The sequence below is a fragment of the Anabaena sp. CCY 9402-a genome (assembly GCF_963920945.1).
Lineage (GTDB): Bacteria > Cyanobacteriota > Cyanobacteriia > Cyanobacteriales > Nostocaceae > Trichormus > Trichormus minutissimus.
Map to the genome: position 1 here is coordinate 1 of NZ_CAWUDL010000077.1, position 23,322 is coordinate 23,322.

21 protein-coding genes and 1 pseudogene are annotated in these 23,322 nt (G+C 39.9%); 9 read left to right on the forward strand and 13 right to left on the reverse strand.

Annotation, left to right across the window (positions count from 1 at the left end):
• Together ACM0OR_RS22775 and ACM0OR_RS22780 are read right to left on the reverse strand one after the other, a co-directional pair.
• Positions 1–1,889: pseudogene (locus ACM0OR_RS22775) on the reverse strand (WD40 repeat domain-containing protein); the annotation flags it as partial.
• Between the two features lie 23 nt (positions 1,890–1,912).
• Positions 1,913–2,290 carry a hypothetical protein gene (locus tag ACM0OR_RS22780; protein WP_414578856.1) on the reverse strand — a complete coding sequence of 126 codons (378 nt, stop codon included), beginning with the start codon at positions 2,288–2,290 and terminating at the stop codon, positions 1,913–1,915.
• Positions 2,291–2,520: 230 nt separating this feature from the next.
• On the opposite strand from ACM0OR_RS22780, the gene ACM0OR_RS22785 reads away from it, so the two are divergent.
• Positions 2,521–2,997, forward strand: coding sequence for a TspO/MBR family protein (locus tag ACM0OR_RS22785; protein ID WP_414578857.1), 477 nt, complete (start codon positions 2,521–2,523; stop codon positions 2,995–2,997).
• Positions 2,998–3,309: 312 nt separating this feature from the next.
• Positions 3,310–4,437, forward strand: a complete 1,128-nt coding sequence (locus ACM0OR_RS22790; RefSeq protein WP_414578858.1) for a site-2 protease family protein — start codon at positions 3,310–3,312, stop codon at positions 4,435–4,437.
• A 36-nt stretch (positions 4,438–4,473) separates the two neighbouring features.
• Here ACM0OR_RS22790 and ACM0OR_RS22795 read toward each other — a convergent pair whose 3' ends face one another.
• A complete protein-coding gene (locus tag ACM0OR_RS22795; protein WP_414578859.1) occupies positions 4,474–4,866 on the reverse strand; it encodes a hypothetical protein in 393 nt (130 codons plus the stop codon).
• A gap of 818 nt (positions 4,867–5,684) precedes the next feature.
• On the opposite strand from ACM0OR_RS22795, the gene ACM0OR_RS22800 reads away from it, so the two are divergent.
• The 5 genes from ACM0OR_RS22800 to ACM0OR_RS22820 all read left to right on the forward strand — a co-directional run bounded on the left by ACM0OR_RS22800 (position 5,685) and on the right by ACM0OR_RS22820 (position 11,832).
• Entirely contained in the window at positions 5,685–6,455 is a 771-nt protein-coding gene (locus tag ACM0OR_RS22800) for a superoxide dismutase (RefSeq protein ID WP_414578860.1), read from the forward strand.
• Between the two features lie 244 nt (positions 6,456–6,699).
• Positions 6,700–7,137, forward strand: coding sequence for a hypothetical protein (locus tag ACM0OR_RS22805; protein ID WP_414578861.1), 438 nt, complete (start codon positions 6,700–6,702; stop codon positions 7,135–7,137).
• A gap of 705 nt (positions 7,138–7,842) precedes the next feature.
• The gene (locus ACM0OR_RS22810; protein ID WP_414578862.1) at positions 7,843–9,201 is read left to right on the forward strand and encodes an APC family permease; all 1,359 of its coding nucleotides are present in this window, start codon (positions 7,843–7,845) and stop codon (positions 9,199–9,201) included.
• Positions 9,202–9,232: 31 nt separating this feature from the next.
• Complete coding sequence (locus tag ACM0OR_RS22815; RefSeq protein WP_323267507.1) at positions 9,233–9,880, forward strand: class I SAM-dependent methyltransferase; 648 nt, start codon at positions 9,233–9,235, stop codon at positions 9,878–9,880.
• Positions 9,881–10,425: 545 nt separating this feature from the next.
• Positions 10,426–11,832: a glycoside hydrolase 100 family protein gene (locus tag ACM0OR_RS22820; RefSeq protein WP_414578863.1), complete on the forward strand. Its 1,407-nt coding sequence runs from the start codon at positions 10,426–10,428 to the stop codon at positions 11,830–11,832.
• A gap of 164 nt (positions 11,833–11,996) precedes the next feature.
• On the opposite strand, the gene ACM0OR_RS22825 is transcribed toward ACM0OR_RS22820, so the two are convergent.
• Entirely contained in the window at positions 11,997–13,175 is a 1,179-nt protein-coding gene (locus ACM0OR_RS22825) for a phosphoserine transaminase (protein WP_414578864.1), read from the reverse strand.
• 297 nt (positions 13,176–13,472) lie between these two features.
• Here ACM0OR_RS22825 and ACM0OR_RS22830 point away from each other — a divergent pair, with 297 nt between their 5' ends.
• The gene (locus tag ACM0OR_RS22830; protein ID WP_323267492.1) at positions 13,473–13,781 is read left to right on the forward strand and encodes a nucleotidyltransferase family protein; all 309 of its coding nucleotides are present in this window, start codon (positions 13,473–13,475) and stop codon (positions 13,779–13,781) included.
• A gap of 224 nt (positions 13,782–14,005) precedes the next feature.
• Here the strand turns inward: ACM0OR_RS22830 and ACM0OR_RS22835 are convergent, their stop codons facing one another.
• The 4 genes from ACM0OR_RS22835 to ACM0OR_RS22850 form a co-directional block, all read right to left on the reverse strand.
• Positions 14,006–14,629: a hypothetical protein gene (locus tag ACM0OR_RS22835; protein WP_414578865.1), complete on the reverse strand. Its 624-nt coding sequence runs from the start codon at positions 14,627–14,629 to the stop codon at positions 14,006–14,008.
• Positions 14,630–14,674: 45 nt separating this feature from the next.
• Complete coding sequence (locus ACM0OR_RS22840; RefSeq protein WP_414578866.1) at positions 14,675–15,700, reverse strand: glucokinase; 1,026 nt, start codon at positions 15,698–15,700, stop codon at positions 14,675–14,677.
• 172 nt (positions 15,701–15,872) lie between these two features.
• Positions 15,873–16,520: a histidine phosphatase family protein gene (locus tag ACM0OR_RS22845; RefSeq protein ID WP_414578867.1), complete on the reverse strand. Its 648-nt coding sequence runs from the start codon at positions 16,518–16,520 to the stop codon at positions 15,873–15,875.
• A gap of 229 nt (positions 16,521–16,749) precedes the next feature.
• The gene (locus ACM0OR_RS22850) at positions 16,750–17,496 is read right to left on the reverse strand and encodes an ABC transporter ATP-binding protein (RefSeq protein ID WP_414578868.1); all 747 of its coding nucleotides are present in this window, start codon (positions 17,494–17,496) and stop codon (positions 16,750–16,752) included.
• Between the two features lie 116 nt (positions 17,497–17,612).
• Here ACM0OR_RS22850 and ACM0OR_RS22855 point away from each other — a divergent pair, with 116 nt between their 5' ends.
• Positions 17,613–18,164 carry a Uma2 family endonuclease gene (locus ACM0OR_RS22855; RefSeq protein WP_414578869.1) on the forward strand — a complete coding sequence of 184 codons (552 nt, stop codon included), beginning with the start codon at positions 17,613–17,615 and terminating at the stop codon, positions 18,162–18,164.
• Between the two features lie 34 nt (positions 18,165–18,198).
• On the opposite strand, the gene ACM0OR_RS22860 is transcribed toward ACM0OR_RS22855, so the two are convergent.
• From ACM0OR_RS22860 to ACM0OR_RS22880, 5 genes are all read right to left on the reverse strand, one after another.
• Positions 18,199–18,990 carry an ABC transporter ATP-binding protein gene (locus ACM0OR_RS22860; RefSeq protein ID WP_414578870.1) on the reverse strand — a complete coding sequence of 264 codons (792 nt, stop codon included), beginning with the start codon at positions 18,988–18,990 and terminating at the stop codon, positions 18,199–18,201.
• Positions 18,991–19,205: 215 nt separating this feature from the next.
• Positions 19,206–20,132 (reverse strand): branched-chain amino acid ABC transporter permease, encoded by a 927-nt coding sequence (locus ACM0OR_RS22865; protein WP_414578871.1) that lies wholly within the window; start codon positions 20,130–20,132, stop codon positions 19,206–19,208.
• 21 nt (positions 20,133–20,153) lie between these two features.
• Positions 20,154–20,756 carry a Uma2 family endonuclease gene (locus ACM0OR_RS22870; protein WP_414578872.1) on the reverse strand — a complete coding sequence of 201 codons (603 nt, stop codon included), beginning with the start codon at positions 20,754–20,756 and terminating at the stop codon, positions 20,154–20,156.
• Between the two features lie 53 nt (positions 20,757–20,809).
• Positions 20,810–21,760 (reverse strand): branched-chain amino acid ABC transporter permease, encoded by a 951-nt coding sequence (locus ACM0OR_RS22875; RefSeq protein WP_414578880.1) that lies wholly within the window; start codon positions 21,758–21,760, stop codon positions 20,810–20,812.
• Positions 21,761–21,890: 130 nt separating this feature from the next.
• Positions 21,891–23,108, reverse strand: a complete 1,218-nt coding sequence (locus tag ACM0OR_RS22880) for an ABC transporter substrate-binding protein (protein WP_414578873.1) — start codon at positions 23,106–23,108, stop codon at positions 21,891–21,893.
• Between the last annotated feature and the right edge of the window lie 214 nt (positions 23,109–23,322).

Genomic DNA, 23,322 nt, shown 5'->3' on the forward strand with positions numbered 1-23,322 from the left:
AGGGTGCGGATTTCCTTGCCTGTCTCTAGATTCCAGAGTTTGATTGTCTTGTCCCAACTGCCAGAAGCCAATGTCTTGCCGTCGGGGCTAAAACTCACGCTATAGACAAGTTGACTATGCCCCTCTAAGCGGTTGCGCTCTCTTCCTTGAACACGAACTGTCTGCAAGGCAGTCATTACCTCTGGGTTAGTTTTGTGTTGGCTTTGCAGGATTTTTCCCGCCTCGATTGCTTGAACAAAAGCTTCCAATTGTTTATTTTCATTAAATAGAGACAAAGAATATCGACCAAGAGATTCGGCTTGATTGAATTCCAATTGGTTTTTCTGATTCCATGCCGTCAAACCCAATCCACCGCTAATTACCACCGCCACCAACGAACCCGCCGCAATACTCCAGGCAGTTCTAATTTCGCGCTTTCTGCGAGTTGCTTCGGCTTGTTTAAAACGCTCTCCTTCTTGGATACTCTCCTCAATAAATTCTGTCTCATCAATCAAGTCTCCCGGGCGTTCCTTGAGTTTTTCTTCGGCTTCTGCTAATGCTGCACCCCGCAACAATGAACCAGAATCTCGCTTCGTTGCTTCCCATTGTCCCTTTGCTGACCGCAGTCGCTCTTGCCAAGCCCTAAAAACGCGGTCTTTATTCATCCATTCGCGCAATTTTCCCCAATTGCGAATCAAAGCTTCATGGACTACCTCCACAGTGTCTTGACTGGTAGCATTGCGACTTGTTACCACCAACCGAGCATCAGCTAATTTTTTAACCAAATCCCAGCTTTGCTCCCCCAATTCCGTCTTCATCGCCACGCGTCGGGTATCTTCTGCTCCCTCACCCGGACGCACCAATTGAATAAAAATCCGCCGGACTTTTTCTTTCTCATCATCTGTCAAGTTGCCATATTTCTCATCTGCATGGCGAGCTAACGCACCTTCTACTTGACCAATTTCTTCATAGATTTTGTGAGTTAATTGTTTACCCGTTCGCTTATTCCACAACTCTGTTAACGCAAACTCTAGCAAAGGTAAATTTCCCGGTTGATTTTTCACATCATATAGAATGCGTTCTACCAGCCCCGCTTCAAATGTCACCCCTAATTTTTGGGCAGGTTTTTCAATGACTTGTGTTAACTCCTCTCGATTCATCGGCCCCAGTTTCAAGTCACCATTTTGCAAAACATCCGCAAAGGGACGATAGGAGAGAGCATTTCCCAAAAAATCTGCTCGCATTGTTGTCACCCACACCGTAGCGGATGTAGATAGAGAAGAGGGAGTTTCTAAACTGGCTAATAAACAATCAAGAAATTTATGGCAAATTTCTTGGTTGTTACAGAGAGTATAAATTTCTTCAAATTGGTCAGCAATTAATAGCACCCGTTCATTAGGGTGTTTTTTCCCAATTTTTGCAAAAACATCTGAGAGAAAAACAGAGCCATTTTGTAAGAACCCAGCTAACTCTCGCGCTTGGGCAATTTGTTGAGTTTCATTTGACTCAGACGTATAAAGCGGAACTAAAGCTACAGCTAGAGCATGAAAAGGATCAGCACCAGGACGAAAGTGAGTAAACTGCCAATGTCCTGCTGTTTGCAACTTCGGAACTAACCCCGCCAACACCACCGAAGATTTACCGCTTCCTGATGCACCTAGTAGCGGAATAAAATTCTGGGTTTTAGTCGCAGTATAAAGTTCTTCAATAAATATTTCCCGCCCAAAAAACACATCCGCATCATTTGGGCCAAAATGAAACAACCCTCGATAAGGACAAGGTAGATATTCGTCAGCAATATCAACAGATATAGGTTTGATTTCTTCTCTGTAGTAGAAATAGTTGTAGATAATGTTGTGATCGCCTATCTGCGCGCCTTTAACTTCTCCTTGAAACTCTGCGTGGTTCATTGAGATACCCTAGCGGCTTTTAGTTAAAATGTATTTGTTTGTGTGTTGCGATCGCCAATCTGAACGCCCTTAACTTCTCCTTGAAATACCGTGTTGTATTTACCTGCTGCTGACTCTTCCGGTTTTTCTTGTTTGAGTAATTCCTGCGCTAACTTAATAATTTCCTCATCTTTATCAACACCAGCTTCCGCTAATTTCTTTTTAAGTGGTGCTTCATAGGTTTCAGGATCTGTTTCGTATTCTTCCAGAACCATTTGTGCTTTTGGTTCACTTTCAAACTTCTTCTTAATTAAGGCTTTCAAACCTTGATAGGCATCTTTAACTGCGACTCCTGCGGTATCCTTAGCAGCTGCGATCGCACCAGCACCTAAAGCAGCAATAACCAGAGAGATAGGGTCCATAGTTAATCCTTAATAATTGATAACAGGGAAAATACTTATCTTCTACGGTTATATTATCAGCGATCCTATAAGTTATTATGCGTATTAGCTGCATTATAAATTTGATGAAACTCTCTATCACCAATCCACAATACAGATATGGTTTGTACACACATCTTGACTAATGAGAGGTGCAATCTGTCAAACCCAAGTTAAACTGCAAATATCAGCCACCATGACAGGAAACCATTGTGAAAGCTAGATGGATTATTACAGCAGTTTCAGCAGCATTATTTTTTGGCGGTAGCCTGTTTACCTCACTGCGCGACCCTTGGTTTCAAAATTTGCAACGTCCTAACTGGTTGACCTTTGAATTTCTCATCCCGTTTATTTGGACTTTAATTTGGGCTTGTCTCACCATCTCAGCCATTATTGTTTGGGAAAAAAAAACTAGACAAGGTTCTCGTCCTTGGCTTTTGATGGCTATCTATGCAGCAGTTGCTATCCTCACTTCCGCCTACAGTCCCGTTGTAGTAGAACTGAAAAGCCTCACAGGAGGAATAATTCTCGGTGGATTAGCCACGCTTTTGGTCTACATTCTCGCTTTTGTAGTTAAGCCAATTTCTCAAAAAGCCGCTTGGCTATTCCTTCCCTACGCACTTTGGGGGCCATTCGGGACGTATCTAACTTGGTTATTACTCCAACTCAATCCCGGTGTAGGAGTTTAGTTTTAACGGTTCGTAGTAAGGACTTTAGTCCTTAGAGCATATTTGAAAATACTCTTGCGGAGTTCGCGGTAGCGTTGCGTAGCAAAGCAAGCTACAACATGACAAAGAAACAGACTTTTCAAACAACCTCTTAGAAAAATAAAGACTAAAGTCCTTACTACAAACTAGTAGGTCAATTTAATTGCCAGTTCCTATTTGCAGTTCTTTCCTTTGATACACAGGACTCTATCGTTTGCTAGAGGCAGCAATAATGATCATTTTCTAAGCTTTTGGTGACTTCGATGATCTTTTGCGCTCAAATAAAAGCAAATTATGCAAGGTTTTCGCTTAGGTTCTATCTTCGGTTTTGAAATCCGAATAGATTTGTCTTGGTTGGTAATTTTCTTTCTTGTCCTGTGGACTCTAGGCGCAGGTTTATTTCCTGCTAATTATCCCGGACTTGACAATACTACTTATTTTGGCATGGGCATAGTAGCAACATTACTGTTCTTTGCATCGTTACTAGCTCATGAACTTTCTCACTCTTTTGTAGCTAGGTCAAAAGGAATTCCTGTTGAGGGGATTACTCTATTTATCTTTGGTGGAGTTTCCCGAACTCGAATGGATGCGGAAACTCCAGGCGATGAGTTTCAAATAGCCGTCATTGGGCCTGTTACTAGTTTGGTACTGTCTGCCCTATTTGGCTTGCTCTGGTATATTGGCCGAAATGCAGGTTGGAGTGTGGTAATTAATGGTGTTACTTCTTACTTAGCATCCATTAACCTTATCCTGGCTATCTTTAATATGTTACCAGGGTTTCCTTTAGATGGTGGTCGTGTCTTCCGTTCTCTAGTGTGGAAATACACCGGCAACCTGAAAAAAGCTACACAAATTGCCTCTACAGGCGGTAAATTGCTAGCTTATTTACTGATTTTTCTGGGTTTATTGCAGACATTTGGTGGTGCTGTTTTAGGCGGACTCTGGTTTGTTTTAATTGGTTGGTTTCTCTACACTGCGGCTGAAGCTAGTTATGAAGAAATTCTGCTGCGTACCAGTTTACAAGGAGTACGTGCCAGGGAAGTTATGACACCCTATCCAGAGACAGTAGATGGCGACTTAACACTCCAGGAATTAGTAGATAAATATTTCCTCAGTCGTCGTTATCATTCTTTTCCCGTCATGCAAGATAGTAAACCAATAGGGATTATTACTTTAAGTAAAGTTAAGGATATCCCACGAGAAGAATGGATATACCGCACTGTTCAAGAGGCGATGATTCCTACAGAACAGGGGATAAGTGCGCGTCCAGAAGAACAAATGTCTCAGATACTCGAAAAAATGCAAACATCAGGGGTGCGACGAGTGCTAGTCACTCAAGATGATTTACTCACCGGCATCATTACCACCAATGATATAGCGAACTGGCTACAGCGACGGCGAGAGTTTGGGAAAGTTGCTTAACTTGAATGTGTCCAGTCATAGACTACTAATAAGCTATTAGTGAAAAAGATTTTTAGCAGAGAATTTATGATCTTTTTCAAGCGAGTATTCAGAACAATCTTTAGCATCCTCTGTCATCACAATCCCAGGATTTACGGCACATTTGAGATAATGGTTGTTGGTATAAAATTTGCACTTTTTGCAAGGTAATTGATGCGAGCTTTTAACTGTGCTAACCATCTTGTCTTCTAAAATAGTCCGAATTTTTCGCAAAATTATAAAGAATATAACCCAGCTAAAAACTAAGCCAATAGGAGTTAAAGATATAGCTATTTCAGGAATCTCTAAATTATTGGTTGGTGATTGCTTAGTTTTTATCTCACTGCGAGTTGCCTGAGCAATATTTTGATTTAGAGCAAATTTGTTTTGCAATACTTGATCAACAAACATATTACATATCCTTGGCTATATATTGAGCAAATTGATATTTTTACCAAGTTATCTGTCCTAAAATAACAGATATATTTCCTGATTAAATTAGGAGACAGCTAAAAAATAGAGGCTAAAGTGAATATTTGCCAAAATTCAAATAAATCCTTGACTATTAATGGCACTCTATTAAATTGGTAATAGCTGTTTTAGGACTAATCTATGCTGACAGTAACATAGTTATTTTAGTAACTTAACTTCCAGCTAAAGCCTTATTGATGACTCAATTATATGTTTAACAAAAGAAAAATCCTCCTGTCTCTGCCAATAGTTTTGCTTGTAACTTTTGTCTTTATATCCAAAGGAATATATTAAAGACTTAAATTTTATAAATATGTTTTTATGCTAGAATTTACTGGGATAACAAAATTAATTTAATTGAAAAAGTAAACATAATCTTATTTATTGTGAAACCTAATCACAGGTAAATAAACTTTACTAATAATTGAAATTTTTATCTTTAAAAAATACCTATTAGGAAAGGTAATAATAGAGTATTATTTCTTGAATTTTAAAAAAATATCTTGGTGTTGGCAGCATTTTTAGTATAAGATTTTCGCTGAAGATGTTTTTGAGTAGTGCTTTACTTATTTCTATAGCAGTTCCCCATTAAATGAGGTACAATTTCACCTCTAGTCCTTGACCTTAAAGAGATGTACCTCACTAAAACGAGAAATGCTATATAGCTCTAGCACAGATTAATTCCATCCACACAAAATGCTGGAATTTATTGATTGGTCTTATTTCATCTTGCAATATGAATTTTGAGGTACTAGTTTATGTTTCAATTTTTGCAAAAGACATTTGCTTTGTTGTTGTCAGCAATTTTGCTTGTTGCTTGTGGAACAATGCCAATAGCTGAGTCACAGTCTGTCAATACCACAACACCGACTATTAAGTCTTCTTTACCTGTCGCTTACCCTGATAAAGAGTTAAGTGCTTCTCCTGCCAAGTTGCCACCATTGCCCTATGATTACACGGCTTTGAGCCAAGCTATTGATGCAGAAACCATGAAACTGCATCATGATGCCCATCACGCTAGCTATGTCAATAACCTAAATGATGCGCTGAAGAAGTACCCAAATTTGCAAAAAAGAAGTGTTGAAGCTTTACTGAGGGATTTGGACAGTGTACCTGAAGATATTCGGACAAAAGTGCGAAATAACGGTGGGGGACACTTGAATCACACTATTTTCTGGCAAATCATGAGTCCCGATGGTGGTGGACAACCAACAGGAAAACTAGCCGAAGAAATTAACCAAACTTTTGGCAGTTTTGATGCTTTTAAAACGCAATTTAATGCAGCTGGTGCTGGTCGTTTTGGTAGTGGTTGGGTTTGGTTAGTGCGTAACCCCCAAGGTCAACTCCAGATTATGACTACGGCTAATCAGGATAGTCCCATTATGGAAGGGTTATATCCAATTATGGGGAATGATGTCTGGGAACACGCCTATTATCTGAGATATCGCAACCGTCGCCCAGAGTATTTGAACAATTGGTGGAATGTCGTAAATTGGACGGAAATTGACAAGCGAGCCGCTATTCGTTAGGAAGATAGGTAGGTAACAGGGAAGGGGATTTTTTCCCCTACTCCCCACTCACGAATTTCTCGAAATTATCCCTAAATACATAGAGTTACTAAGTAATTAGAAAAAATTAATATAAATATAATTAACTTTTCCTTACAGTCGAGGATTTTCCTGAAAAATTTGCTACATCTAAGTGTAAAAGTAATTATCTTTTCTGCAAAAGAATAGGTAGCGTAAATATTAACACTTATATGAAGTTACAGTTATGGAAAAGATAAATCTAGAATTTAATCACAGAATTCCCCTTCTGCCTCTAATCTTGCTGTGGCTAGCTTATGCCTTTTTAGGATGGTATTTGGCGGCACATCACATTATTTGGTTAGTGGGAGGTTTTGTGGCCATGATTGCTATAGCTGTAGTCCGTAAAAGTATCACTTGGTTAGAACGTTTAGTATCCTTGGGTTCTAGAACTTTAGTGGTAATTTTAGTGTTAAGTATCTCAATTGCCTTAGTCGCTACTTGGTCATTATTATTTAGTCTTTTTCTTATCCCTGTAGCTAGCACACTTTTAGCTGATTTAGAAATGCGATTTGCAGGCTTCAACAAGGCAAACTCTTTTTGGATTTTAACTGTTTTAGCGACTACTGGTTTAGTAGTAGGCGAACTTGTAGATATTTTACTTCTACCTAGTATGAGATTTTAAATAAAACCTCATACTTAGGAGCGATCGCAGTACCTCTTAAGAATGAAACAAACAGATATTTTTCTCCTATCTTGTCACCTTTCCCCGTGTTCCTTCAGTGCTAGTAAGCAAAATCTTACACATATTCTAAGCCTGCAATTGTGTTAATCATTCTCTAGGTTGTGATAAATTTTACCAGTAATAGAAGTTTTTATAAGTTATTTTTTATACTGCAAGAAACAGAAAAAATTGATATAAACATGAACAATGCAAATGATTTTGGTCAAAGATAATCCAGCACAATTAGAACTACTTAGGACTTACGCACAAATTACGGAATAACCTTTGTGTAGCGCATACCGCAGAGAACACGGAGAAATAAGGGTTTAAGAGAGTTTTTGCCTAAGTCCTGCTACTGTGTACGACGTTATTTTCTTTTTGTCACTTTTTGGTCACATTTTTTGCTCAAAATTAATAAATGGGACTAATAAATCACGTCTTTCTTACCCACACCAAATAGATTACTCCTCAGTCCCATTTACTTCTGATTAACCAAACATGGAAAGCCTGTAGTAACACCCGATAATTAATTAAAAAATTATCAGGGTAGTTACTGAATACTCATGTTTGTACATCCAGAAAAATTAGACCAAAAAACTTTTAACGAAGGTAGAGTGTAATGGTTTTTACTGACACTCTTAAAGTTCAAATTAGTAAGGAGCTAATGTGAGTAGACCTATAGAAAACATTGTAGTGGAGGAGGGACAGGGTAAAAATGTTGTGTCACCTAGGCAATTGTTAAGATTACCCGACGCAGTTGCTTTAATTGTAGGGATTGTGATTGGTGCAGGGATTTTTCAAACTCCGGCATTGGTGGCAAATCAAGCCGGGAATGATCTGGCTGTACTGATGTTATGGCTAGCTGGTGGCTTGGTATCTATAATTGGCGCATTGTGCTATGCAGAGTTGGCAACAACCTATCCTGATGTTGGCGGTGTCTATTTCTATCTCAAGCGTGCATTTGGACGTGCGATCGCCTTTTTATTTGCCTGGGCGCGGCTAACAGTCATTCAAACTGGTTCTATTACTCTATTAGCCTTCGTTTTTGGTGATTATGCCTCGCAATTGTGGCGACTTGGTTCATATTCATCTTCTGTCTATGCAGCAGGTGTAATTGCTCTCCTAACAGCCTTAAATATTTTTGGTTTGAGACAAGGTAAGTGGACGCAAAACTTACTATCTGTGGCTAAAGTTTTAGGTTTGTTACTAGTAGTCATGTTTGGACTGAGTGCCACAAACAATTCTGTGGTGACGGTAGAATCTACCTCATCAGGTAATTGGGGGCTAGCGATGGTGTTTGTGCTGTTGTCTTATGGCGGTTGGAACGAAGCGGCATACATTTCCGCAGAAATCCAAAATAGACAGCGCAATATATTGCGATCGCTATTGTGGAGTATTGGCATTATTACCGCCATTTACTTATTAATCAATTGGGCTTACCTGCGGGGATTAGGATTAGCCAACATGGCGCAATCAGAAGCAGTAGCCGCAGATTTAATGCGCTCTGTTGCCGGCGAACCAGGAGCATGGTTTATTAGCTTTTTAATTGCAATTTCCACCTTGGGGGCAATCAACGCCACCATTTTCACAGGAGCGCGGACTAATTACGCTCTTGGTAAAGATTTTTCGTTGTTTGGTTTTATGGGAAGTTGGCAACAACTCTCTAGCACTCCCGGTTCGGCATTGCTGGTGCAGGCGGCGATCGCCTTGGGACTGGTTCTATTAGGCACATTCACCCGTAAAGGGTTTGAAACAATGGTGGATTACACCGCACCTGTATTTTGGTTCTTTTTCTTGCTTTCCGGCATATCTCTGATTGTACTGCGATACCAAGAACCAAACATTACTCGCCCATTTAGTGTGCCATTGTATCCTGTCACACCGATGCTCTTTTGTGTCGTCTGTGGCTATTTGCTTTACTCCAGCTTAGTCTACACAAATGTAGGCGCAATTGCTGGTGTTTTGGTAGTAGCAGCAGGTATTCCGTTTTTGGTTTGGAATCGCTACCACCAAGGTAGAACTTAAATCAGTGAACAGTTCAATTGGAGGATTATTAATGAACTTGCAAAGAATGCTACTTATCCTAGTCACAGGGGTTAGTATTGCCAATGTGGGTCTTGTTGGATGCACAACCACAGCACAGAACTTAGAAACAGAAGCAACGCCTTCTTCACCAACATTGACAGGTCAGACTCAAACACTAGCTCCCACAGAACCCCAAGAACGCCCTGCGGATGTTCCCTATGTGCCAACACCACAACCTGTAGTAGACGCAATGTTAGAAGTGGCACAAGTAAATAAAGATGATTTGGTTTATGACTTAGGCAGTGGTGACGGTAGGATTGTGAATACAGCTGCTCAAAAGTTCGGCACAAGAGGGATTGGGATAGATATTAATCCAGAACGCATCCAAGAAGCTAACATCAATGCCCAACAAGCTGGAGTTACTGATCGGGTAAAGTTTATTCAGCAAGACCTATTTAACACTGATTTGAGTGATGCGACAGTAGTTACCCTCTACCTGTTACCTGAAATCAATCTTAAACTACGTCCTAAGCTATTTAAAGAACTCCAGCCCGGTACTAGGGTTGTATCTCACGCTTTTGATATGGGTGACTGGAAGCCGGAAAAGACACTACAAGTGGATGGCAAAACTATTTACTATTGGGTGATTCCAAAACAAATACCGACTAATTTGCGCTGATTACTGTTAGCGATCGCAGGGCGTTGACAGTGTTCTGAATTATCTGTAGGTAGAGACGTTGCATTGCAACGCCTCTAAAGGTTTTATTATTTTGGCAAGTTATCTTATCCAAATCTTATAGAAAAAGAAGTAGTGAAAATTATTGCGATCCTAATTATGTTTGACTACTTACTATTTTCTAATATCTAATTGTAGTTAATGCTAACTAAGTGCAGAGAAATATATGATAGGGTAAAAAAGAAGGCACATCCAAGATTACGGCGTAAGTTCAGAGATTAATTAGGCGATCGCCGGTAAAAATGCCTCATCAAAGTAAATATTGTCGCAAATACTCCCCAAAACCATACTCTAAGGTTATTCCACCGCAGACTTTAACCCGTAAGGCAACTGCTAAAAGTCATGTTTTTTAGCGTGTTAGTAGTTCAGAAGAAATAGCAGCAGTTTCTTGAGATTTATCTGATTTGCTTTCATCTTTGGTCAGCTTGAGAGTAGATTTGCTGTGCTTTCCAAGATGGATTTGAGAGTAGTAATAGAACTAAGTGCTTATGAAAACTTCCACAATCAATCAAACAAATCTCCAGCAAACAGAAGCTTGGCGACTCCTAGAAGAATCAATAATTTATTACAAGGGAAAACCCATTGGGACTGTAGCGGCTCACGATCCTGATTTGGATGCACTCAACTATGACCAGTGTTTCCTTCGCGATTTTATTCCTTCTGCTTTAGTATTTCTCATGGAAGGTAAAGCAGAAATTGTCCGTAACTTTTTAGTGGAGACACTGAAATTACAAAGCCATGAAAAGCAGATGGATTGCTTTCAACCTGGTTCGGGATTGATGCCTGCAAGTTTTAAAGTAGAATCCAATGGCAGCGAGGAATATTTAATTGCTGATTTTGGTGAACAAGCGATCGCACGCGTTCCTCCCATAGATTCTTGTCTTTGGTGGATTCTGCTGCTGCGTGCCTATGAAAAAGCCACAGGGGACTTAGAATTAGCCCGTCAGCCACAATTTCAAGCTGGGATCAAGCTAATTTTGGATCTTTGCCTGGTACATCGGTTTGCCATGTACCCCACAATGTTAGTTCCCGATGGCGCATTTATGATTGACCGCCGTATGGGAGTCTACGAACACCCTTTAGAAATTCAGGTGTTATTCTACGCAGCTATGCGGGCTTCTCGTGAGTTACTCTTACCCGATGGAGATGGGGGACAGTATCTCGATAAAGTTAATGGTAGATTGGGTGCTTTGCACTATCACATCTGCAATTATTACTGGGTAGACCTGAAAAGGTTAAGAGAAATTTACCGTTACAAAGGAAATGAATTTGGTAAAGAAGTTGCTAATAAATTCAATATCTACTCAGAATCAATTCCTGATTGGGTAATTGAGTGGCTACCTGAACATAGTGGCTATTTAGCCGGGAATTTGGGGCCGGGACGGATGGATTTTCGCTTTTTTGCCTTGGGTAATTTGATGGCGATTTTAACTTCTTTAGCTAGCGAAAAAGAATCTCAAAGCATCATGAATTTATTTGTGCATCGCTGGCAAGACTTAATTGGCTATATGCCTGTGAAAATTTGCTATCCGGCTATAGAAGGTTTAGAGTGGCGAATTGTCACAGGGTGTGACCCCAAAAACATCGCTTGGTCTTATCATAATGGTGGTAATTGGCCGGTATTACTGTGGTTATTTACAGCTGCGGCACTAAAAACCGGCAGAGTAGAACTAGCCCAAGAAGCGATCGCGATCGCCGAAAGTCGTTTAACCCAGGATAAATTCCCCGAATACTACGATGGCAACAATGGTCGTTTGATTGGCAAAGAAGCCAGAATCAATCAAACTTGGAGCGTAGCCGGATTATTAGCAGCAAAGCAGTTTTTAGCTAATCCAGACTTCTTAGAATTAGTTACTTTTTCTGAGAGTTCTGAAGGTTTTGGCTGCAATTTATAAGTCAGGACTTACGCAAAAACTCTCTTAAACCCTTATCTCTCCGTGTTCTCTGCGTCTCTGTGGTTCATTATTCCGTAATTTGTGCGTAAGTCCTATAAGTGTGTAGAAGAATTATAATTCGTAATCTGTAACTCTTAATTACGAATTACGAATTACGAATTACTTTAAGCTACCGCAGCAAACTCAGTTTTCAAGGTAGCGTATGCCCAATCTAACCAAGGAAGTAAGGCTTCAATATCCGTAGTTTCTACCGTAGCTCCGCCCCAAATTCTGAGTCCGGGAGGTGCAGAACGATAAGGGGCAATATCATAAGCTACTTGTTGCTTTTCTAAAAGTTTCGCCATTTTCTTGGCGAATTTTGCTTGGTCTTCTGGACTGAGGCTAGCAAAACTTGCGTCAACTATTTTTAAGCAGATAGAAGTACAAGAACGAGTTTCTGGTTTATCTGCCAAGAAGTCTGCCCAACTGCTTTGTTCAACCCATTTGCTAATTGCCGCTAAATTGGCTTCACTACGACTAATCAAGCCAGAAAGTCCTCCAATACTTTCTGCCCAAATTAAGGCATCTAGGGCATCTTCTACACACAACATTGATGGTGTATTGATGGTATCTCCTTTAAAAATACCTTCAATTAACTTACCTTTTTGGGATAAACGGAAAATTTTGGGTATCGGCCAAACTGGTTGATAACTTTCCAGTCTTTCTACGGCGCGGGGCGAGAGAACAACCACACCATGCTGTGCTTCCCCACCTAAGACTTTTTGCCAAGAATAGGTCAGCACATCGATTTTTTCCCAAGGTATATCCATTGCAAACACCGCAGAAGTGGCATCACAAATGGTTAGTCCTTCACGGTCATCTGGAATCCAATCACCATTGGGAACTCTCACACCGGAAGTTGTGCCATTCCACAAAAACACGACATCATGGCTAAAGTCAACTTCTTCTAAATTGGGCAAGTTGCCATAGGGTGCTTTCATCAAGCGCACATCGGGCAATTTCAACTCATCTACGACATCTTTAACCCATTCTTGACCAAAACTTTCCCACGCCAGGATGTCAAGGGGTCTTTGTCCCAGTAGTGACCATAACGCCATCTCTACAGCACCAGTATCGGAAGCAGGAACAATACCCAAGCGATAATCAGCAGGAAGACCGAGAATTTGTTTGGAACGTTCAATTACGGCTGCTAATTTGGCTTTACCATCTTCCGATCTGTGGGAACGACCTAAACAAGCGTTTTGCAAATTAGTAACAGACCAGCCAGGATGCTTGGCACAGGGGCCAGAGGAAAAATTAGGATTTTGGGGTTTGGTTGTGGGGAGAGTAGGATACTCTGACATGGTTGCAGCAGGTGGTATGAAGTAGCTAATAATTATGTAGATACTACATTACCGGATATCTGGGGTGTTGTTGCAAACTTTGTGGAGTATAGGGTAAATATGCGTCTTGAGCATGAGTCAGGAAATTGGCGATATATAGTCCGGCGGTTGCGATTGCCTCAGACTTGTGGAGTGTAACATATACGTTATTGGCAAAGTGGAATGGCAATGCCCGCCGCAGGCATTACCTTTTGAGGCAACTATTAGTCTAGACTCCAGTTATCATGGAGATAAAATTAACAATCAGGAGTTTTAACTATGAAACAAAAAACTCTTCCTATTAATTTATCTCAAGAAGAAATTAAACAATTTTGTCAACGGCACTCGATCTGTAAGTTGTCTTTATTTGGTTCAGTATTAAGAGATGATTTTACAAGAGAAAGTGATGTTGATGTTTTAGTAGAATTTGAACCGGGAAAAACTCCTGGTTTAGCTATTATTTCGATGCAAGATGAGTTATCAAGTATAATAAATCGCCAGATAGATTTAAGAACTTCAGCAGATTTAAGTTGTTATTTTCGTGACCAAGTCTTAGCTGAAGCGATGGTTATTTATGAGCAAAATTGATGGAAATTCAAAAGGCAATTAAGGATTTAGAAACTTGAATTATGGGAATAGGTAATAGTTTAGCATAATTAATGTGGTTTAGTTTAGTAGAATAAATGATGATGATCGATCGCTTAAGGAAAGATTTATTAAGGTTGCATTGGGAAAAGCGATCGCACCCCCAACTCCTTCCCTGATAGTGAAGAAGTTGGGGGTTAAGTTTGAGAAAAAGTTGTATAGTCAACTCACCTTTTCAGAACTATATGAAAAGAATTTAGGTATCCTGTAATGGTTTTCGCTAAGTTTTTCTGCTGTTTCCTTGTAGTTATTGCCATTACTTGATATAAACGTCCTTCAGCAACGTAGATTCTGGTTCTGGTGATTTTGCCGCCAACATTAATGTAGGCAAATTCTTTTCCGGGATGACCGTTAGAACTACGGATATTGCGCTGACTAATTAAGTTACTTTGAGTTGTTTTTAACGCCATCTCCTGGACGTTATTCAAGATTTCTTGAGGGTTGGTCATTTGCCCGTAACTATGAGGAAATTCATTAGAAACCACTAGATAGGCTACTTCCTGCTTGGGTGGTTGGGCAGAAAATATTTCTAGTTCTATTTCCCCCATATAGGTTTTTTGAGTTTGGGATTCCTTTTTAGGCATTCCTGGCATTAACACAGTAAAACGTCCGTCTGGGGCTGTGAATAACTTCCATTGTGGCTGTACTGGTTGGGTAACAAGTGGTTTTTTCGGCGACACGGAAGTTTTAGCTGGTACAGTCGGACGTTTGGGTTGACTTGCGTCTACAGTCAAAAATCCGCCACAAATTAAGGCAGTAGCAATCAATGGGAACAAGACTCTATGTGTCATAGTTTTAGCATTCGCAGTTGCAGATATCACTGATGATGCTAGCTGTTATAACCTAGAAGCACACAAAGCCGCACCGATTAATCCCACTTGTTGATTGAGAATAATATGCACCGGTATTTCTGCTAAGAGAGGGCGCATTCTGCCTTTTTGGGTGAAGTTCAACAAAAAGTTACTGGTTTGAATCAAATTCAAGATTTTGGGGGCAATCCCACCAGCCATATATAAGCCGCCATAGGGTAAGAGTTTGAGGGCGAGATTGCCGGCTTCTGCACCGTAAGCATCGATAAACATTTGTAAGGTTTGTTCAGAGAGGCGATCGCTTCCTGAGACTCCAGCTTTACCGATGGCTGCACCAGGATCAACACTTTTTTCTGACTGTCCGGCTTCTTGTTCCCAAGTGCGAACAATTCGGGCTATTTCTGGGGATTCAGTGGTGTGGAAGCGATCGCGCAAAAATTGGTAAATGGCGACAATCCCCTGGCCGGAAACTACCCGTTCTACAGACACGCGCTGAATATCATGTTTATCCAGCAGATATTTCAATAACTGAAACTCTAACTCGTTGCGGGGAGCAAAATCAGCGTGTCCCCCTTCCGAGGGAAAGACTTGATAGTGATTACCCTGTTTAATTAGAAATCCTTGTCCTAAGCCAGTACCAGCCCCAATAATGGCAATGGGTGCTTCAGATTGGTGTTTACCAACTTGCAACGTCAACAAGTCTTGTTTACTTAAACCAAAAATGCCATAACCGACCGCCGCAAAGTCATTAATCAAGGAAATGAGGGGAATACTCAATTCTTGCGCTAGGCGGTCTGTATCGAGAAACCAGGCTAAATTAGTGAGTTTGGCAGTATTGTTTACCACCGGGCCAGCGATCGCAAAACAAGCCTTTTCTGGTGTACCTGCGTTGGCTTTGAGTAAAAATTGCTGCACCATCGGCACTAAATCAGGAAAATCCCCGCTATGGTAAGTTTCCTCACCAAGAGTCTGCAACTCAGATGAGTCTGATATTTCCACCAAACGCAAAATAGTTTTTGTACCGCCAATATCTCCTGCTAGTAACAATGTCATAAAAATATCAGTAAGTGAGTTGTGTTCGCGGTAGCGCGGCGTTTAGCCGATGCTGAGTAATGAGTAATGAGTAATGAGTAATGAGTAATGAGTAATGAGTAAGAAGACAATAAGTAATAGTCATTCTCCCTTCCAATCCCCAGTCCCCAGTCCCCAATAGCCATTGCCAATTTCAAGCAAAACGAATAACTTCCTCTACCTGAGTTAAATGGGTGGTGTCTCCCTTTAGTTCTAGCAACCATTCTGGTTCGCTACGGACTACTTTGACTACAGAACACAAGGAAGCTTTGACTTCGGTTTTAGCGATGTCTCCGACTAAACCCATTGCGCCCCCCAGTACAGAAGCCCCATGTGCTACCAGCAAAATATCATGGGGGAAGTATTCCGATGCCAAACACCTAGCAGTTTGTGCTGAACGTGCGCGTACCTGTTCGTGAGTTTCGGGATATTTGGCAGCAATTTGAGGCGTGTAGCTGGTATCAATCCTGGGAAATAATGCTGATAGGGCTGGAGTTGAGAGTTTTTCTGGTTCTTCTGACATCCAAGCAGGGTTTAGCCATTCGCTTAATCCTGTTTCTAGTTTAATTGGCAAATCTAAAACTTCTGCTACAGCGTTGGCGGTTTGTACTGTCCGCAGGAAGGGAGAAGCGAAAATATGGGTGATTTTTTCTTGTTTTAACCGCCTAGCTAGCTGCTTGGCTTGAACAAAACCATCTTCAGACAGGGGTGGATCGTAGCGTCGTTCTGCGGTGAGAAACCAATCGGGGTTTACGAAGTCGAGGCGGTTGGCGTGTCTTGCGATCCAAACTATTTGACTCATGGCTTATATTCAGGCGAATTCCATTCGCATCCACACAAAGATAGACACTCGAAAAGACGGGTGCAAAACCAATATAGGACAAATTTTGTAACCTTTTGTAATATTTTTAATTTATTTCTAGGTATAAAAATTCAGGCCGATAGTATAACATTTACTCAAAAGACAAGTTTCTTGGGAACAAATCTAAAACTGGCGTAGGAGCAGGCTGTTGCTTGGGAGATTTTAATAATTATCCTAAATAAGCTCTTCTCACTCGCTCATCATTAATTAATTCTGATGCTGCACCATTTAAGGTAATATTACCAGCTTCTAAAACATAGCCTCTATCAGCAATTTGTAAAGCTAAATTGGCGTTTTGTTCGACTAATAAAATAGTCACGCCAGTAGCCCGCAAATTTTCAATAATTGAGAATATTTCTTTGACGATCGCAGGTGCTAAACCTAAACTCGGCTCATCTAAAAGCAATAGTTGTGGTCTACTCATTAAAGCACGAGCGATCGCTAGCATTTGTTGTTCCCCACCACTGAGAGTTCCTGCTAGTTGAGTACGTCGTTGGGCTAACCTAGGAAATAACTCAAATTGGGTTTGAATATCAGCTTTAATTTCAGCTTGATTCGAGCGAATATAAGCACCCAAAAGTAGATTATCTAACACCGTTTGCTTTGCCAAAACACGCCGCCCTTCTGGACAATGAGCAATCCCCAACTTTACCACTTCATGACATTGACAACGGGTTATATTGCGCCCATTATAAGTTATTTGCCCATTAACAGGATTAACTATTTTAGATATGGCTCGTAGTGTTGTAGTTTTACCTGCACCATTAGCACCAATTAAAGTAACTACCTCGCCCTTTTTAATCATTAAATTAGTCTTTTTCAGAGCTTGAATACCGCCATAATTAACATCAAGGTTATGCACCTCTAAAACAACAAAATCTTGACTTTCTTCATATCGGCGTTCATCGGCTTTCATTGGCAGTTTCAGAAATATTGAATAATGTCACAAAACCTAACATACATTAATATCAGGTTTTTGCAGTAGGTTTAAAATAAGGAAATATCGAGATTCATTAGGAGGAATCAATCGTTATGACTGTTACTATCGCCAAGTGGACGATTGATGACTATCATCGCATGATTGAGGCTGGCATTTTAAGCGATCGCAAAGTTGAACTACTACAGGGAGAAATCATCGAAATGTCCCCAGAAGGCGAACCCCATGCTTATTGTAGTCATGAAGCTGCTCAGTATCTCACGAAGTTGTTAGATGACTTAGCTGATGTGCGTCAAGCCAAGCCTATCAATTTACCTAACGCTTCTGAGCCTGAACCTGATATTGCTATTGTCCAACGTTTAGGACGTGAGTATTTACTACATCATCCCTATCCAGAGAATATTTTCTGGGTGATTGAGTATTCTAACTCCAGTTTAGAGAAAGATTTAGAAATAAAAAATAAAATTTATGCCGAAGCAGGTATTTTAGAATACTGGGTGGTGAACTTGCGAAAGCTCAATTTAGTTGTGTTTCGAGATATCTTAGATGGAGAATACGCGACGAAACAAACATTAACAATCGGCACAATTCAGCCGCTTGCATTTCCAGATATTTCTGTGGCGGTGGAGCAGATTATTAATAGATGATCAGAACGAAATCCTTACTACAAAATTTAATTGCTCATTCATTACCTAAATAAGCTTCAATCACAGCCGGGTTATTTCTGACTACAGATGGTTCACCCAAGGCTATTAATTGTCCAAAATCTAAGACTGCAATTCGGTCACATAATCCCATAACTAATGGAACGTGATGCTCAATGAGAATAATAGTTAAATTGAAGCGATCGCGTAAATTCCGAATAAAGTCACTCAATTGCACTTTTTCACTGGGATTCATCCCCGCAGCAGGTTCATCGAGTAGTAATATTTGCGGTTCTAGGGCTAAAGCACGAGCAATTTCTAAGCGACGCTGATTACCATAGGCAAAATTTCGAGATTTTTCTTGGGCGCGATCGCTTAATCCCACCATCTCTAATAATTCTAAAGCTTTCTGTCTACTTTTTGCTTCTTCTCTTGGTGCTGGAGGTAAGCCTAAAACACCTGTAAATATACTACTATTCGTATGCAAATGCCGGGCAATAATCACATTCTCTAGTGCTGATAATTCCCCAAATAAGCGAATATTTTGAAAGGTGCGAGCAATACCTAAAGCAGCAATTTGATAAGAACGTAAGTGCGAAATTTCTCGACCGTGATATCTTAATTCTCCACTAGAAAGGGAAATCAACGCTGTAATTAAATTAAATAGAGTTGTTTTCCCAGCACCATTAGGGCCAATTAACCCAAAAATTTCATGTTGATTAACTGTAAAAGAAACATTATTTACCGCCACTAACCCACCAAAACAGCGAGTGATTGACTTGGCTTCTAAAATAGATTTGCTTTTATCTATCTGGATAGTTTGGGACATTTTTGAGTGTTGAGGATTGAGTATTGGTTGTTGAGTATTGTGTGAAGTAATATTTAATACTCTTTACTGATATTTTGCACCATTCTCAATAATCATCGAGTGTTCAATAAAACAAATGATACAAAACAAGATGTAAGCCTCCGAATAGCGCAACGACGAAAACTAGCAAAATATGAAAAAAACACTTCCCCCTTCACTGTCAACTGTCACCTGCTTTACCTATTTTTTGCTTTACCTATTTTAAAAATATCAGGAGTTATCAAACCTTGGGGAAAGAAAATAGTACCTATTACTATCAGTAAACCAAAAATAATTAATCTCCCATCCCGGAGAAATTGCGCTAACCACTCAGGTAAACCACCCGTATCAGCTAAACCGCGTAAAATTTCGGGTAAGGCTGTAAATACCATACCACCTACCACTGAACCTAAAAAACTTCTTGAACCACCAATTAACACAAAAGTTAAGTAAATAATACTAGCGTCAAATGTACCTTGTCTTGCATTCCAAGTGTTGAGAAAGTGTGCGCTAATTGCACCCACGACTCCCGCTAAAATTGCCCCCAAAGTAAACGCTAAAACTTTATAATAAGTGGGGTTAATTCCCATTGCTCCGGCTGCTAATTCATCTTCACGGATTGCAGTAAAGGCTCTACCGACGCGTACCCGTTCTAAACGGTAGAATAAAACCATACTAATTAATAGTAATGGTAAGGCAATCCATAAATATTCAATTTGAGTGGGGAATGGTTGAGGGATAGCAAAAATTCCTACCGCACCGCCTGTAATTTCTAAATTTAGGGAAAAAACACGCAGAACTTCTACAAATGCAATTGTAGCGATCGCTAGATAAATTCCCCGCAATCTTAAGGCGGGAATACCTACAGCTATACCCAATAAACCAGAAATTAACCCCGCAATTAACATCTCTAATAATAATAACGGAATAGGGAATAAATCACTACTAGATGTAAAAACTTTGGTTGATAAAATTGCTGCAATATAACCTCCTAAAGCATAAAATCCAGGGCTAGCTAAAGATAATTGTCCAGCCATTAATGGTAAATATAGTGATAGTCCGAGTAATGCTCCTAATACCATTGAAACAATGAGTGAGCCATAGGTAGAAAAAAATTCAGCCATTTTAATTTGCTTGGATGAAATCTAAGCTGTTAATATTTGTTCTGCTGTCAGCTTTAGTTCTGGAAAAGTTTGTGAGATTATGCGCTCAGAACCCTTAAAAGCATTACGTTCATATTCACCATCAGCATTTAATAGAAACACAAATACTGTTGGCTCTTTAGGTTGACCTAAATATTTTCTGTCACCAGTTGCCAAATAATCGACAATCCAATATTCCTGAATCCCTAATCTTTGATATTCATCCAATTTATCAATATAGTCATCTTCCCAATTAGTTGATGTCACCTCTACAGCTAACTGAATAGGTTGCTCAAGTGCAGCATAAGCAGAACGGTTTGATCGCCATAAATCTCTATCTATGACACTCACATCAGGCTTACGACCTTGTTCTATTCCTTTCGCCGTTATAGTTCTAAAAACTGCTGTGTTATTTACTACAAAATTTAAATTAAATTGCCTAATTTCATCATAGAAGCCAAACAAGATAAAATTAGCGACATCATCATGATTTCTGGTTGAACGCACTTCTACTATTTCCCCATCGATAAGTTCATAGAAACCTTCCTCTGGACATTGATCAAGAAACTGCTCAAATGTTAATTTTGGTTTTGTAAATGTTGTCATAGCTTGATACCTCAGTGGATAGTTATCAGTGATCAACTTGACTATTCACAGTTTTACACTTTCTGGATAAACCGACGACCTAATAAGCCTTGTGGTCTTACTAATAGCATGACAAATAAAATGCCAAAAGCCACAGCGTCTTTATACCCAGACAATTCAGCCGGGACAAGTGCTTCAACTACGCCAATGAGTAAACCCCCCAACACCGCACCGGGAATACTCCCTAAGCCACCCAAAACAATCACCGCCAAACCTCGCAACCCGAAGGCGATACCAAAATAAGGGCCTGCAATACTGACGCTAGAGGCTACCAAAGTTCCTGCTAAACCAGCGAGAAAGCTGCTGATGAAGAATGTTAAGACAATAAAGCGATCGCTATCAATACCCAATAAACTGGCAGTAGTTGGATCTTCTGCGATCGCCTGCATCGCTTTCCCGTATTTAGTACGATTAATAAAGTAGGTGAGAATAGCCACAATTACCACCGACACCACAAAAATAATCAACTGCACACTACGAATAGGAATCGGTTTGGCTAGACTACCAAAATTAATCGCTGGTGGTAAATTCCCAAAAGTATTAGCAGGAAATGTATAACTTTCTGCGCCTACTAAATATTGAATTAAATTTACAATTACAACTCCTACTCCTAAGCTAGAAACTACTGTGAGTAAAGGGTCAGAACCTTTACGCCGCAAAGGTTGAAAAGCAATGCGTTCCATAGCTACCCCAACTAATCCCGCCAAACTACTGCCAATAATTAAAGCCATAGCAAATGGTAAATTTATCGGTAGCGTTGCATTAGCCAACAAGCCATTAAATCCAAAAGTACCCCCCATGAGTGCATAGGTAAAATATGCCCCCAGAGTAAAAATTGCCCCATGAGCTAAGTTGATAATTCCCAAAATGGAATAAACCAACGTATAACCTAAAGCAAAAATTGCATAAACACTGCCAATAGATAAGCCGTTTAATAGTTGTTGAAGAAACAAACTAAAATCCATGTGATTTAATTCGTAATTCGTAATGGGCTGCGGCAAGGCTTACGCCTACGTAATTCGTAATTGGGCATTGGGCAGAAAAACGCAAAAGGCAAAAATTTTGAATTTTGAATTTTGAATTGATTTCCAGTCCCTATTTCAAAAATGTAAACCTACCCTGAATACCATCTTTTTCCATTTTAATTTGTGCTACATAAAAATCTTTCTGCACAACTTCACCTATTGGAGTAAAACTAATTTCTCCTAATGGTGTATTGTATTTACCAGCCAATATTTGCTTATTTAATTCTGTTCGCAATTGTGGTAACTGTAATGTATTGACTTTGCTCTGATTATCTAATGCTTTGAGTGCATCTACATACACCTGTACGGCTGCGAAAGCTTGTGCGCTAAATTGGGGAGGTTCTTTCTTAAATTGATCTACGTAAGCCTTGCGAAAAGCAGCATTAATCTCACCGGGATGTTCTGGACTGTAAGCTTGAGCTATCAATACACCATCACACAAAGCTTTACAAACTGAGAAGACATTCGATGTATTCATTCCATTACCACCGACAATTAAACCTTTGTAACCTAGTTCTCTAAGTTGTCTAACTAAGTTACCACCATCTGCGGCTAAACCGGAAATAATTACTAAATCTGGGTTTAAATTAATTGCATTTGTAGCTTGGCTTTGAAAGTCAGTGTCAGTTGTTTGAAACTTTTGAACTGTGGCTAATTCTAAGCCTTGGTCTTTAACAGTTTTTTGAAAAATTTCTGTTTCTGATTTGCTAAATGCGTCATTTTGAGCAAAGAAAACGGCTACTTTTTTAATGTTAGGATTTTGTTTGAGTGCAGCTTTTACAGCATTAGGAGCAACTATAGAAACTGGTACGGATACACGTGCTACATAATCACCGATTTCTGGTATTCCGTTAGCTGTATTTGATGGACCTACTACTGGGACTTTAGCACGTTCGGCTACAGGGTTAGCACTAAAAGCTTGTTGAGACAAAGTAGGGCCGACAATACCAACGACTTTATCTTTATTAATTAAATTTTGAAAAGCATTTATTGCACCAGCTTCATCGCCAGATGTATCTTGAAATACTAATTTAATTGGTGTGCCGTTAATGCCACCTTTTTCATTAAAATACTTTTCCGCAATTTTCACCCCAGCGACTTGCTCTTGACCTAGCAACGCCACATTGCTAGTTTGAGCAACAGCAATACCGATAGGAACTGTATTAGATGTATTTGTGGTGTCGGGAGTATTATTTGGGGAATTATTTGCTGAGTTACTTCCACAGGCTGTTATTAGCAGAGCGCAGGTAGATGATAATACGACTTTGTGAGACAAACGTTGTTTCATCGGTAAATAGTTATGCAGTTATTGAAAAGTTATAAAACGTAACATTAGATGGCTACGCATCAAAATGTAGACATTTACAAGAGTTTTATTAAATCATTTTTTTTGACTAAAAAACAGTCAATAGTAGAGTACAGTACCTTTGCCAATTTACGAGGGTTCAACGCCTGTAGAAACGTTATGAATACGTCCTAAAGAAGTAAGCTTGGCAAAAATC